The sequence below is a fragment of the Pseudomonas sp. MAFF 730105 genome, assembly GCF_055380705.1.
Genome location: NZ_AP018438.1, coordinates 5,573,602 through 5,587,160, shown reverse-complemented (window position 1 = coordinate 5,587,160; position 13,559 = coordinate 5,573,602). Strand labels below are relative to the sequence as shown.

Genomic DNA, 13,559 nt, shown 5'->3' with positions numbered 1-13,559 from the left:
GTGGTCTTTCCTGTTTTTATGTCGATGATTCTCAGCACGGCGGTCAGATGCGCTTTGCACGCCATCGAGGTGTCGCTCCGGCTTACGCTGCTTTGGATTGCGTTATCGTGATCTTCGTCCTAACGGCAATTTTGAAACAGCCTGCGTGCGCAGGCTGTTTCGGGTGGGACGGGTCGCTACAAGGCCAGAACGTCTTGCACCTTGTACCGCACTGAGCGCTCCGACAGGTCACTCCAGTCCCAACTGCTGAAATTTTCGCCTTGCTCTGGAACGTTGAGCTTGAGCAGCGCAACAGGATCCCGGTCGATCATCCGACGCGCCGCGCAAAGTTGTCCGCCCACATCAAGCAAAGCCTGAGCCGCCTCATTCCACTTCTCTTCAAGCACCGCGTTGGCGAGGTGCAGCGCCTTATTCTCAATTTTTTGATGTTCTTGCTGCGCTTCAGCGATGTGTTGATCGATGGTGGCCAGCTCTTGTTCGAGGGCGCTGATCATCAGCTGTTGACGACGGTTTTGTTCGGCTACCGTCGCGAGGTTTTTGGCGGCTTTTTGAGCGTCAGCGTTAGCGGTCTTCTCGCCATCGGTGTCGCCCCACGCGACAGCCTGAGCGTAGGCAGTCGCCGCTTCGGTCTCAGCCTGACGTGCCTTCGCCATTTCGTCTGTGGCTTGCTGACGGATTTCATTCAGGCGGGTGCTGACACTCCGGCGCTTTTCGTTGAGCTCCTGCTCGTCGGCCTTCCAGGTCGCCATGGCGTCGCGGTAGCCTGCCATCAGGGTTTCGTGATTGGCGATGTTTTCGTGTCGAACAATTTTTTGACTCAACCGATCAATTTCAAAGTCCAGTGAATCACATTTTCTTTTCCGGTCGGCGTACTGATCCTGGACGTCCCGCTCCCGGCCTCGCTGGATAGACTCGGGGGCGGCTAGAGCGGTCTCATAGTGCAAGAGTTCGACTCGCAGGCGTTCCACTTCGGAGGTCAGTTGTTCACGGCGGTCTTTCAGTTTTTGGATGTCGTTCATTGTTTCGTCTCTGTGTAATTCGATTGGGTTGGGTTGAGCGGCTGGCGAGGCCGGGATCAGCCGGCGCTACCTCGATCAGTAGGGAGGCCGTCAGGCAGCCCGAGCCTCGCTCTCATCCGTTCCCGGTATCGTCTTCACGATGTAGCAGCGTTGCGGGCCTAGACCGGGCAACCGGACCAAACTCGATGCCTTGCCGTCGCTACCAGGTTCCAGCACACCCCGGTGCAGCAGCTCCTTGTTCACGGCGTTGATGTTCATGCCCCGGAATATCTCGGATCGCCATGCCTCGGGCAGCACGTAGTAGGTGTGGGTGGTGTGCATGGTGTCGCCCATGCCGTGCTCTAGCGTCTTGCGAAAGCCCAGGCGGTCGATGGTGCGTGGCCCGTGCTCGTCGATCTTCGCGGCGGCGGTTTCCCAGCGGGTGAAGCGGCTTTCACCAAAGCGCTCGATGATCTGGCGAAGGCGGGCCAAGATCGCATCACCTTCAAGGTTCCCGGCGCCGCCACGCTCATTCAGCCACGCGCTTAGGCACACGCGTGCCGCCGTGGTCGCGGTGCCGTCAGGCCAGCCAGTGATACCGAGGGCGGTGGCCAACTCTCCGGCCGCTGCGGCTAGACCAAAGCGTGCAGCGGCTCGATGTGCCTGCCCGCTGGCCGAGGCGGGCAGGGCTTTGGCAACGAACCCTTCTAGAGTCCGGCGGAGGATGGTTGACCATCCGTGCATCTTGCCGGGCTCGCAAAGAGCCGCCAGGAACGCGGTCAGTGGTGTGCCGTAGTATTTGGCTACCCGAGCCTTGAGCGCGTCAGAGAGGGCCGCTGCGTCATCGAAGCCACTCAACACATCGAACATGCCGAGACCTTTACTGGCATCCGCTGGCACGGCCAGCATGCGCACCTCCATGCCGGCTTTCAGTTCCTTGTTGGCTTCGGCCATGTGCTGCGCCAGTGTCTTCTCGCCCGTAGAGAGAAACAGCAAGCGCCACTCCTGTACCTGTCGGCCCGCTTGTCCTCGATCATTGGCGCGAGCCTTGCCGGTGCCATTGCCGAGCATGTAGACCGTTTCGCCGATGATGCGCGGGTCGCACATACCGATCTCATCCAGCACCAGGAGCCCGTCCGAGTGCGCGGCGGCGATGGATTCCAGGGCGTTGTCTGTCGAGCGCCAGGAACGCACTACACGTGGCCCGCCATAGATCGAGGCGGCCACTTGCAGATGGGTGGTCTTGCCACCGGAGCTGTCACCGTAGAGGTGAAACCCGCCCGATTCGTGACCGAGCATATTCAACAGCGGTCCCGCAAAGGCCACGCTGACGACAAACGCTAGACGATGGTTACCAACGCACAGTGCGCCGATTTGCTCCTGCCATTGCTCCAGCGTGCCGGACTCGCTGATCGGTGGGAGTTGTGCCCCAGCCTCATAGAAGTGCAGGTGTTCGTCATGCGAACCGATCTGCCGTTCGGGCAATAGGAAGGCATTGCCGTGCCAGCCCAGCCGAGTGACCAGACGAGCCCGTTGCGCACTGTCAAAACCCTGCAAATAGCTTTGTAGGTCGTTGCGTGCGTTGCGTCCTGAGCGGCTGCCCGCCAGACGTAGCCCCATGTCCACCAGTGGGCCAAGGACGTCCTTGCCAAAGTCGCCGGTCATGGTGCGGGCCGGAATGTTCCAGCGTTTTTTCTGCCCGTCCGGGTCGTCGAACTCGACCAGTAAGCCCCAGTTATGCCCCTTGTCGTCGCGGGTGCGTGCGAGGATCTCCAGAGGCGAGCACACAGGCCGCGCTTCGCCATCGTCGCCGGAATAAAACACGCCTTCCGGCGTCAGGCGAAAACCGCCGGGCAGCAGGTCATTTTTTGATTTGGCTGGCCGCTTGGTTTTGGGCTGCGCCTTTGTTTCTATTTCTCCGGCCGGAGCGGGGGCAGGTGCCGAGTCGAGCAGCTCGCCGGTGCGCTCCAGCTCGGCGAGGTGGGCCGATGTCCAGCCCTTGGCGAGTGCGTCGGCTGCATCGTCGCCATCGTCCCATTGATCCCCTTTGGCAAAGGTAGGTTTGCCATTCTTGAGCGTGGGCTTGCGTTTGAAGACGTCCAGGGCGATTGCTTGCACTGAGACAGCACCGATTTCACGCAGCTTTTCCGCGACGGCCTCCATGCAACTCTGACCGCTGGAGTCGTTGTCCGGCCACAACAAGACCGCCCGCCCTTTGAGCGGTGTCAGGTCGGCCTTGTGCCAAGAGTTGGAACCGTTCGGCCAGCAGGTCGCCACATGGCCCGGCATCAACTCGGCAGCGGCATCGGCGGCTTTCTCACCCTCGCACAGTACGACCGGGGCATCGAGCCGTTGCGATAGTTCGTCCAGGCGCAGAAGGGGGCGCGGATCGGGCAGACCTTGCCAACGCCACTGCGTGGTTTGGCCGTCGGCGCGTTGGCACCAGGTCAACGGTGCAAAGACTTTCCTTGGCTTGCCGTCTTCGTCCGGCCCCAGGTCGAAGCGATAAAGCGCCATGAGGGGCTGGCCTTGGGCATCGCGATAGATCCAAACCTTGGAAGGCACGCCGTGTTGCCGATGCTTGGCCGGGCACTTATTCATGGCCTCGACCGGGATCGGCTGAATGGCGATCCATTCTGGCGCTTTGCTTTTGCGCGGTGTTGGCGTGGACTGTGCGGCGCCTGCCGATACGTGCAGCAGATCCGCCAGCTTGTTACATGCTTCGACGTCTGTGCCTCCGTCGAGGTAGCGCACCAGGTCGATCAGGTCGCCGCCCTTGTCACCGGTAGCAAAGTCCGCCCAGGTGCCCTTGCTCAAGTTGACCTTAAGCGATCCGGCTCGTTTGTCCGTGCGGGTCGGATTGGGAGCGGTGTATTCCTTGCCGCCGTCGACCCGTTTGCCATTGGGCAGCCAGTGAGACAGCACGCGATCAATGTCCTTGAGTGCGGCACTTTTCACGTCGGCAAAGCTGGGGCGTTTTGTTGGTTTGTTTGTGCGCTGGGTCATATATCGGCCCCCGGCATAAACATCGCATCGTTCACATCATCAATCAGGGCCTTTGCCATTTCGCCCAGGTACAGCGCGCACCAGCTGTAGCGCTCGCCCTTGTCGCTCATGGCGGCATCAAGGGAGAGTTGATTGGCGTAATGCTGGAGGAGCGAAACCGTTTCGAGTGCGTCCTCAATAGGAATGCCCGCATTCGCTCGAAACACGCCATGACCGGCGGTTTTATTGAAAAACGACGCTCGGCCTAGTGTGGTGTGAGCGCTCATACGGCACCGCCTTTCTGATCCATCGGAACAGACGTGGTGTCACCGTGAAGGGTCAGGGTTTTGATCAGTCCCAGGGTGCCCCGGACATCCCAAATAACAGCGGCCAGGACGTGATTGGCTAGGCGTGGTCTGTCGCTTTCGCTTTCGAAATGGTCCTCAAGCAACATCAGCACGGACTCTGCGCGGTTGATAGCACAGGTGATTGCATCAACCGGGACACCCTTCTCGATGTCTTTGCTGACGCAGAGCAGGTCTTCGGGCAAGGCGAAGCTGAGGGAGGAATTCATTGGGCACCGCCTGCGGCTTCGAGAGCGCGAGCTTTGACCATATGGGCGTTGTAACGGGCAAGACGAGTAGCGAGGCTGGAGTTGGCGTGTAGAGCGGCGAGAGCCATTGCACGGTGTGCAGCGGCGCGAAATTTGGACGGATTGAGGGCGTGTTTCATCTAGCGGAACTCCTGTATGTGAGGAGCTGCCACGGATCGTCGCCAAACGATTTAGGGTGGCAGCTGTGCGCGGGTTGGCGAACCGGGCATACAGGACCCCGGCAGACCCGAAGGTCTCCCACGCACAGCCACCATAAAAGATGAATGCGGGCACAAAAAAAGCGCCTGCAATCGGTATGGGGGCGCCTGTGCGCCTGTATGTAGTCGGGTCGCCAAACCCGATCGCTGATTTTGCAGCGACGGCCAGAGAGTAACGTCCGTTTTTCGAAAGTGCAACTATGGGGGTGTCTTGCGGATTTTTCGGGTGTGGCATAAATTGTTCGGGCATGTAGATTTACCTCAACGCCTCCGGATAGCCCCCGGAGGCGTTTTCGTTTCAGGCATTGACTTCCCAGCGCAGGGAAACAAAGGGCAAGAGGTCGCCATCTAGGCAGGCGCGTGCATCTTCGTAGGCATCGATTTGTTGGCCTTCGTCAACGATGATTGCTCGAGGCGCTTCGCAGGGAACTGACAACGCGCACCAGGTCCCGTCGGCCCAACAGAGCACGGCGACCACACGACCTTGTTTGTCCTGCTGGCTGCGGTAGCGCTCCAGGCGTTGCATGAGGCGAGGCGGGAAGCCGATCTGACGAAGAATAGAGAACGGGTGCATCAGGGCTTTGTTGGCGATCTTGCGGCTCATGCGGCCACCTGATCACGGGCCTCGATGCGGCTGCGTGCCCATGCTTGGACTTCAGATAGAACCCAGGCGACCGGCGCACCGCGAGCATTGCTGTTGCTCAGTTTGACGGGCTGAGGAAAGCCACAGTCAGGACGCTGCATCAGCTTGTAGATGGTGGACCGTTTCATCCCTACGATGCCTTCGACTTCACGCATGCGGATCAACGTCGAGGTGGCATCAAACAGCGAGGGGGAATTTGCAGGAGCCTTGCGGGAAAGGCCGGTGATTGAGGTATTCATAGGTATTGCTCTCGATTGATTTGGACTGACGAGAGCAATGATCTAGGCGATGAAATGCGGTGAGCAGTTCACTTCCAATTGAAATTCGATTGAAATTTCAGTTACAGAACAAAGTTGCGTTTGAGGATGGCCTCTACGCTTTTGCGCGTGAGTGCTTTTTCCGTTTCAAGAGCGATCCACTCGGGACGCTGTTTTGACGTCTTCGCCACTTCCCGCACCAGCCAAGCATGCACGGCGCTAGGGATATTTTGGTTCTCCATGCCTTTCGCCTGTAGACGTTTCGCCTGCACAACGATGGCTGCGTCTCGAACACTGATGTCCTTTCTACGCTCCATGCCGCTGATGATGCCGCCTTTTTTGCGGGTCGCATTCTTGATCGCTCGATCAGCGACGGGCGTCAGTTCATCATCAATCAAGCAGGGCAGGGACGTGATTGGCTCCAGATAAAGGACGTACTGATCAAGCGCCTCAATGCGCTCATCCGGATTGGCCTGTATCTCCACGAGCTGACAGTAAAGCCCCCACGACAAGTCGGTCGGAGGTTCTGAGAGATGGGACCAAGGCTTTTGATCGGTTGTCCGCATCCAATCGTTTAGCGCCCCCAATGCTTTAACAGCGCAAGCCATGATGTAGGCTGCGTGGGCATCGCGATCCGAAACCGTCTCACATTTGCTGTACTGACGAACCCAGTGGGCGAGACGTGCCCTGGTGTCGGTGGAGGCATACTGAAAAATTGTCTCTTCATGCATTGTCGTCTTGATGCAGAGGCTGCTGGGATCGAAGTCGTTGCTGTCGTCGCGAACGCGAAGACAGCATTGTTCGATCAAATAGCACACGTCATGAATCTGTTCACGGCAGAGCTTGTATAGCGGCTGTGCCGAGAGAAAACTCATTAGCCCCGAGGTAAACGCGGAATCTACTAGGGATTGATGATCAGCCATGGCCGAGCGTCTCAGGCGTTGTGTCGCGCTTTATCCCACGCCCTGTGTGTCGCAAGTGAAGCCAGCGTGAATCGCTCGATGACCAGGCACGTCTAACGTCAGCCCACAGTGAGTTAGGGGGAGTGGACGCGTTACACATTGAGGCAGTGTCACACGCGGTGTACGGATGTTTACGTGGGCGTGTAACAGGCGTGAAAGCCAATGAAAACGGGCGTTTGGCGAGGTTAGTTACACGAGTAACACCCGTAACATGGATTTTGAGGGAGGTATGGTAGTGGGTCCTCATACAGCCTTACCGAAGTGACCTTGAATAACATTTCCGGCTTCAAGTGCATCAAGATGATCGGCATACCACTGCATCATCTTTATGCGCTGTTCAAGGTATTGGGCTTTGTTGTAAATCCCCCTGACACCTTGTGCCTTGTGACTGAGTTGGGCCTCGATATGGTCGGCGGGGTAACCATGCTCGTTGAGGATGGTGCTGGCGATGTGGCGGAAGCCATGACCGGTCTGGCGGCCTTCGTAACCAAGGCGCCTGAGTGCCATGAGAAATACGGTGTCGCTTCGGGGTTTGGTGCGGTCGCTTCTACCTGGAAACAGGAGAGGGTATGCCCCGGTAAGTTGCCGAAGCTCCAATAGGGCATCTACGGCTTGAGTGCATAGCGGCACCAGATGTTCGCGGCCTTTTTTACGCCCCTTGCGTTCGACAGGAACTGTCCACAGTTTCTTGTCGAAGTCGAACTCTACCCAATGAGCTTCGCGAAGTTCGCTGGGGCGGACTGCCATCAGGGTCAACAGCCGCAGGCCAAGCTGAACATCTTTGGCATGCGGATAGGAACGTATCGCTCTGAGTAACTGAGGAAGCTCGTCAGGTGAGACATGAGCGTAGTTCTCTGCCTTTCCCGATGACAGAAACTTATGCACTCCCTCCAAAGGATTGTTGACGGCTCTGCCGGTTACGCGAGCCAGGTCATAGATATCTTTGCAGTAAGCCCTCACGCGGCTCATCTGTTCCAAAATCCCCTGGCGCTCAAGTCCTCTCAATAGCTCCATCCACTCCATAGACATGATCGAGGTATAGGGACGTTTACCGAGCGAGGGGAACACGTGCCGTTCGAGTGCGCCGAGTATCCTTTTGGCAGTCCCCGCATCCCAGCCGCTGAGGCGAGACGTATGCCATTCCCTGGCTAGAGCTTCAAAGGTGTCATTGGCTGCGTCAATGTCAGCCGCCTGACGAGCCTTCTTGGAGATGATTGGGTTCTTGCCCTCTGAGGCGTCAGCTCGCAGCTCTGCCGCTTTCTGTCGAGCGAAGGCGCCGCTTACTTCTGGATAGCCGCCGAGACCTAACCAAGACCATTTGCCGTCCGGTTTCTTGTAGCGTAATTCCCAAGATTTTTGGCCGTTTGGTTTGACTCTAAAATACAGCCCAGGGCTGTCTAGTTCGCGGTATGCCCCGCCCTCCGGCTCCAGGCTGGAAAGTGTTGTATCAGCGAGAGGGCGTCGCTTGATATCGGCGCGTTTCATCCGTGTATGCCTCCAGTTCAATTAGTTCTGAAGCATACACGTGGGCATACACGGTGGGGAAGGATAGGGGTAGACAGAGGTGAACAGCCAGAAACAAGAAAGCCCGCACGAGGCGGGCTTCTTGAGGTGATTCATAGACTGCTGTAGACATCTATGGATCGGTACTTGGTGGCTACACAGGGACTTGAACCCCGGACCCCAGCATTATGAATGCTATGCTCTAACCAACTGAGCTATGTAGCCAAGTGGCGCGCATTATTCGCCGGTAGCGAGGATGTGTCAAGCGTAAATCTGAAATATTTCTCTGCGCTTTCAACCGCTTATCCTTCCTCGCTACAAATGCCCCTCAACCGAGTTGAAATCTCCCGGTATTCGCACTCAGCGCCTGGCTTCCCTGGCTCAGGGTATCCGCTGCCAGGTTCACTGCCCGAGCACCATCCAGCAAGCGCATGGCGGCTTGATCGACCTGCTGGATATTGCCGCTGACCTCGTCGGCCGTGCTGGCCTGTTCGTCCACTGCGGTGGCGATCTGCGCCAGGGTATCGGTCACGCTTTGCACCGCGCTGGCGATTTCCCCCAGGCGTTCGCCCAGGCTGGTGACGGCTTGGGCATCGGTCTGTGCCTGCTCGCAGGCAGCTTCCATCAGGCTGACTGCTTCATTCACCGTAGCGCGCAGGCTGTCGACCGTGCCTGCAATCTGCTGGGTGGAGGACTGGGTACGCTGCGACAGGCTGCGGACCTCATCAGCCACCACCGCGAAACCGCGCCCCTGTTCCCCAGCACGCGCGGCTTCGATGGCGGCGTTGAGGGCCAGCAGGTTGGTCTGCTCGGCCACGCCACGGATGGTGTCGACCACCAGTTGGATCTGCTGCCCTTGTTCGCTCACGCGGCCCAGGGCGGCGGCGGTGTCGTTGAGGCGCTGGTTGAGCTGCTGGATGCTCGCGGTCGTGCGTTGGCTGTCGCGACTGCTATCGGTAGCGATGCGTCGGGTCTGTTGGGCGCTGTCGGACGCCTGTTCACAGCTTTTTGCCACGCCTTGAGAGGTCGCGGCCAGTTGCGTTGCCGCAGCGGCGATCTGGCTGATCTGCATCTGTTGGGCTTCGACTTCTCCCAGGGCGCCGCTGGAATGGGTATTGAGGGTGCGCACGGCATTGCTCACCTGCGACGTCTCGTGGTCGACCCCCAGCAGGCTGTTGCGCAATTGCACCACGGCGACGTTGAGGGCGGTGCTGATCGCCGCCAATTCGTCGCGGCCTTGCACCGGCACTTGCAGGCTGAGGTTACCGTCACGCAGGGCTTCGGCCAGCAAGGTGATGCCGCTGGCGCTGCGGCGGATAGACGCTTGCAGGCAGACAAACAGGTAGAGAGCCGCCAACAGCAGGCAGCCCAGCACTGTCGCCACCAGCGTGAACTGGCGGATCGCCGTGGCGTGATAATGGTTCAGCCGCGTATCCAGGGCCACCAGGGATTGCTGGCGCAAGGCGGCCAGATCGGACAGCAGGGCGTCCAGGTGTTTCTCGAAGTCTTCCGGCTTGAGGCTGATGGAGCCGCCGAACACGCCGTCATCCAGCACTTTCAGTTCGGCATCCAGATGCTTGAGGCTGCCTTGGTATTGACCGGCCCAGGTTTGCAGGTCGCTGGGCAAGCGTGCTTCCAGGAGCCCACCGGTCTTGAGCAATTGATCCCGGGCGTCGCCGATGCGACTGCGCAGGTCCCGAAGTTGCAGGCGGCTCTGCAGAGTGAACTGGCCCGACACCACCGAGGCTTGTCCGACGCTGGCCAGGCGCCCGACCCGCTCGATCAGCTCGGGGGTCTGCTGGGTCGAGATCTGGGTCAGCAAATAGGTTTCGAGCCAGGAGGCGAGGGTCAGGCGATTGTCCATCACGATCTGCTCGCGCAGAGCTTGCAGCGCACTGAGGGCGGCGGTGAAGCGGTCATAGCCGTCTGGCCACCAACCCACGGCGCCCAGGCTTTTCGAATCCAGGCCCTTGAGGCTGGTCTGCAAGGCTTGGTAGCGGGCGAGGATATCGGCTTCGGCGCCTTCGGCCTGCAAGGTGGCGTTCAGGTCATCGGCGGCCTGGTTGAGGGCCGGTTGTACGGCATCGAAAGCCGCCATCGCGGCAAGCGTGGCAGGCGTAGGTTGCCGATTGGTTTCCGTGGCGCGCCAACGGGCAGCGCGGTTGCGCTGGGCGGTGAGCAGGTTGTCCAGGTTGTCCAGGGCCAGTAACTGGCGGACCCCGGCACGTTCCCCGGAAATCAGGCTGAGCTGATCGCGATAGTCCTGGCCGATGATCCACAGACTGCCCATGAGTGGCAGGATGAAGAGCAAGAACAACAATTGGAATTTACCGGCGAAGCCGAAACGTCCCAATAATCCGATGCCCGGTGATAGAAAAGCCTGCATGCCCATACTCCCCTGAACACCCTTGCACTCTTTTTGTGCGTTTCTACACAAATGCTGAAACAGGTGTTCTTTTAAAAGGCCTCGAAAATTCGCTCTGATCGCTCTGTACGCGGGCTCTGTAGCGAAACTTCCCATTCTCGGTTCCCTTTGTAAGGGACCGCGTTATAACGAAAAATAAGGCAAGATTCAGACCATGGCGTTGAGCTATCACCTTGGCGGCGGGGATTTTTTAGGTCGATAGCATGCTAATTAAAAACGTGCCGCACTAAAATGGCGCATTGCGGGGCCTGTCAGCGTGCGCTCCCCGTTCGCTGAGTTGAAACGATACGAACGTTGGGTCGCCGAGTGTGCTCTCGTCACGACTAAAGTACTGATTTGTATAAGTCCTAAGTTGATGTTGTAGAAATATTGCCCGTGTTAATTTGCTGCTGTGGTTGTTGGTTTGAATGGATTCTGCGGCTTTATTCAAGGGTGATCCTGGGTGATAGCAGAAGCAGGCTTTACATTCTTTCCGCCTATCGCCCTTGCCTTCCTGGAAATAAGCCTCCGGTTTCTGATTCGAACGCCTCTTCCGCTACCGAGTGGATAGAGCGATGAATGCTTTCCCCCCACTTGCCACGTTTCAATGCTGGTAAACAGCTGTATCGCCGTGTCCTTGAAGGCGTTCGTTCGAGGCGGCGTAAGCAGCGGTGATCGATTGTTATTCGCCACGTCGTGCACACGTTGAAATGCCGCCGTCGTTGTTGACGGTAGCAATAAATAGAATCAGGCAGGGGTCAATATGAAGTTCAAGTCGTTGCAGGCACGTATTTGTGTCACGGCGGGCGTATGCCTGTTTGTCTCATCGGTCAGCCTGGTTGCCTACGGGCTCTTCACCGCTCGCGCCAATGAGCATTATGTTTCGACGGAAGTGACGGCACTGGTTGAAAAATCGACGATTCGGGAAATTCAGAACCTGGCCGAGTCCCGCGCCAACGCCATTCAGGCCAGGCTGCAAAACGCGCTGGATGCAGCCCGCACCATGGCCAATACCTTTGCCGCCGGCAAGGCCGTGCAGAGCCCGCTGGCATTGGGCAGGGATCAGATCAACAGTGTATTGCTCAGTGTCCTCAAGGATAATCCTGACTTCAATGGCACGTATTCCTGCTGGGAGCCGGATGCATTGGATGGGCAGGATCGCGCTTTTCGAAATGCCCAGGATGGCAACAATCCGCTGACCGGACGTTTCACGCCCTATTGGACCCGCAGCGCGGACGGCCATGTCGCGGTGCAACCGCTGGTGGAGTATGACTCCCCTGACCGTCACCCCAATGGTGTGCCGAAGGGCGGTTGGTACAGCGGCCCGCGCGACACCCTGAAGGAAAGTGTGTTGGACCCCATTCCCTATGTGGTCCAGGGCAAGAATGTCTGGCTGACCACCTTGTCGGTGCCGATTGTGTCCGGCGGCAAGTTCTACGGGGTGGTCGGGGCTGACTTCGATATCGCTTTCATCCAGAAACTCAGCGAGCAGATGTCTGCCGATCTTTACGATGGCAAGGGGTCTGTTTCGATCATGAGCAACCAGGGACTGGTGGTCGCAGACAGCAAGCGTACGGATCTGATCGGGCAACCCATCAAGGCCTTGTTGCCCGATTCCTGGGAAAAGGTGCTGAGTGATATCCAGCGTGGTCGTGGCGATGGCCTGCTCAATCCGCAAACGCAGAATATTGAAGTGCTGATGCCCATTGAACTGGGACGCACGGGTAAACCGTGGGCAGTACTCATTCGCTTGCCCAAGGCGGTGGTCATGAGCCAAGCGATTGCCCTGGAGCAGGAGTTGCAATCGCGCAGTATCAGTAACAGCGTCTGGCAAGTGTCCGTAGGGCTGGGCATTTCACTGTTGGCTCTCGTTGGCCTTTGGCTGGCCGCGGCAAAAATCGTCGGGCCGATTCGCGAGGCTGCTGCCCTGGCGGCTCAGATCAGCCTGGGGGATTTCTCTCGTCGCTTGGTGCAGAAGTCCGAGGACGAAGTCGGGCAGTTGTCCATCGCGCTCAACGACATGTCCGAGAGTCTGCAGCGACAGGTCAGGGTGGCCGAGCGCATTTCCGAAGGCGATCTGGACCTGGAAGTCCGGCTGTCTTCACCTCACGATACCCTGGGCAAGTCGCTGGAAAAAATGGTCACCAACTTGAACCAGTTGATTTCCGAGGTCCAAGTCAGTGCCACCCGAATCAGTGGCAGTTCGGCGCAGGTCACCGATCTGAGTCAGTCCTTGTCCGATGGGGCGGCCAACTCGGCCTCGTCCATCACCGAGATCAGCGCGGTGATGACCCAGATGGCTGCCCAGACCCGGGACAATGCCGCCAATGCCAAGAAGGCCGATGAGCAATCCCAGTCATCACGGGCCGATGCAGGCGAGAGCGACAAGTTGATGAGCGAGCTGATTGCCGCGATGGCCGAAATCGATAATTCGGGCAAGGACATCACCGCGATCATTACCACCATCGATAACATTGCCGCACAAACCAACCTTCTGGCACTGAACGCCGCCATCGAGGCTGCCCGGGCCGGTGAGCTCGGGCGCGGTTTTGCCGTGGTCGCGGATGAGGTTCGCACCTTGGCAGCCCGTAGCGCCGAGGCCGCGCAGCAGACGGCCGCGTTGATTGCCGATTCCTCGAACAAGACCCAGCGCGGCATGATCATCGCCGGACGAACCGCCGAGTCCCTCAAGAATATCGTCAGTGGCACCAGCGCGGTGTCCAGCCTGGTTTCGCTGATCTACCAGGCTTCCAGCGAGCAGGCTTCAGGCTTGCAACAGGCCAGTGTCGGGTTGGAACAGATCGATGAGGTGACGCAGAAAAACCAGTCGAGCTCGCAGGAATGCGCGGTGGCGGCCAAGGATCTGTCGGAGCGGGCGTCGCTGATGCAACGGGTGTTGAGCCGTTTTAAAGTCAAAGGGGGCTAGTACCCGTTCCCAGGCGTATGGCCAAGCATGTCAAATCAGCACAAGAAGCCCTGCATCGGTGATGGATGCAG

At 58.6% G+C, this 13,559-nt stretch carries 10 protein-coding genes, 1 tRNA gene and 1 pseudogene; 2 read left to right on the top strand and 10 right to left on the bottom strand.

The window, feature by feature from the left end; genetic code table 11:
• Positions 1-176: 176 nt before the first annotated feature.
• The 10 genes from PCOSP_RS24420 to PCOSP_RS24375 form a co-directional block, all read right to left on the bottom strand.
• Positions 177-1,019 (bottom strand): chromosome segregation protein SMC, encoded by an 843-nt coding sequence (locus tag PCOSP_RS24420; RefSeq protein ID WP_464709683.1) that lies wholly within the window; start codon positions 1,017-1,019, stop codon positions 177-179.
• 90 nt (positions 1,020-1,109) lie between these two features.
• On the bottom strand, positions 1,110-4,004 hold the full coding sequence (locus PCOSP_RS24415; protein ID WP_464709682.1) for a DUF927 domain-containing protein: 2,895 nt from the start codon (positions 4,002-4,004) through the stop codon (positions 1,110-1,112).
• Positions 4,001-4,270: a DUF3077 domain-containing protein gene (locus PCOSP_RS24410; RefSeq protein WP_464709681.1), complete on the bottom strand. Its 270-nt coding sequence runs from the start codon at positions 4,268-4,270 to the stop codon at positions 4,001-4,003. Before PCOSP_RS24410 ends, PCOSP_RS24415 begins: the two co-directional genes overlap by 4 nt.
• Positions 4,267-4,557, bottom strand: a complete 291-nt coding sequence (locus PCOSP_RS24405; RefSeq protein WP_010457912.1) for a hypothetical protein — start codon at positions 4,555-4,557, stop codon at positions 4,267-4,269. The genes PCOSP_RS24410 and PCOSP_RS24405 overlap by 4 nt, the downstream gene beginning before the upstream one ends.
• Before the next feature lie 534 nt (positions 4,558-5,091).
• Positions 5,092-5,397 (bottom strand): hypothetical protein, encoded by a 306-nt coding sequence (locus tag PCOSP_RS24400; RefSeq protein ID WP_139051103.1) that lies wholly within the window; start codon positions 5,395-5,397, stop codon positions 5,092-5,094.
• Positions 5,394-5,675, bottom strand: coding sequence for a helix-turn-helix transcriptional regulator (locus PCOSP_RS24395; protein WP_003205554.1), 282 nt, complete (start codon positions 5,673-5,675; stop codon positions 5,394-5,396). The genes PCOSP_RS24400 and PCOSP_RS24395 overlap by 4 nt, the downstream gene beginning before the upstream one ends.
• Before the next feature lie 101 nt (positions 5,676-5,776).
• A complete protein-coding gene (locus PCOSP_RS24390; protein WP_464709679.1) occupies positions 5,777-6,616 on the bottom strand; it encodes a hypothetical protein in 840 nt (279 codons plus the stop codon).
• 282 nt (positions 6,617-6,898) lie between these two features.
• Complete coding sequence (locus tag PCOSP_RS24385; protein ID WP_464709678.1) at positions 6,899-8,140, bottom strand: tyrosine-type recombinase/integrase; 1,242 nt, start codon at positions 8,138-8,140, stop codon at positions 6,899-6,901.
• Positions 8,141-8,306: 166 nt separating this feature from the next.
• Positions 8,307-8,383, bottom strand: a tRNA-Met gene (locus PCOSP_RS24380).
• A gap of 103 nt (positions 8,384-8,486) precedes the next feature.
• Entirely contained in the window at positions 8,487-10,544 is a 2,058-nt protein-coding gene (locus PCOSP_RS24375; RefSeq protein WP_175386168.1) for a methyl-accepting chemotaxis protein, read from the bottom strand.
• Between the two features lie 781 nt (positions 10,545-11,325).
• On the opposite strand from PCOSP_RS24375, the pseudogene PCOSP_RS24370 reads away from it, so the two are divergent.
• Together PCOSP_RS24370 and PCOSP_RS24365 are read left to right on the top strand one after the other, a co-directional pair.
• A pseudogene (locus PCOSP_RS24370) lies at positions 11,326-12,588 on the top strand (PDC sensor domain-containing protein); the annotation flags it as partial.
• On the top strand, positions 12,583-13,488 hold the full coding sequence (locus tag PCOSP_RS24365; protein WP_434010954.1) for a methyl-accepting chemotaxis protein: 906 nt from the start codon (positions 12,583-12,585) through the stop codon (positions 13,486-13,488). The pseudogene PCOSP_RS24370 and the gene PCOSP_RS24365, both read left to right, overlap by 6 nt.
• The last annotated feature ends 71 nt before the right edge of the window (positions 13,489-13,559 follow it).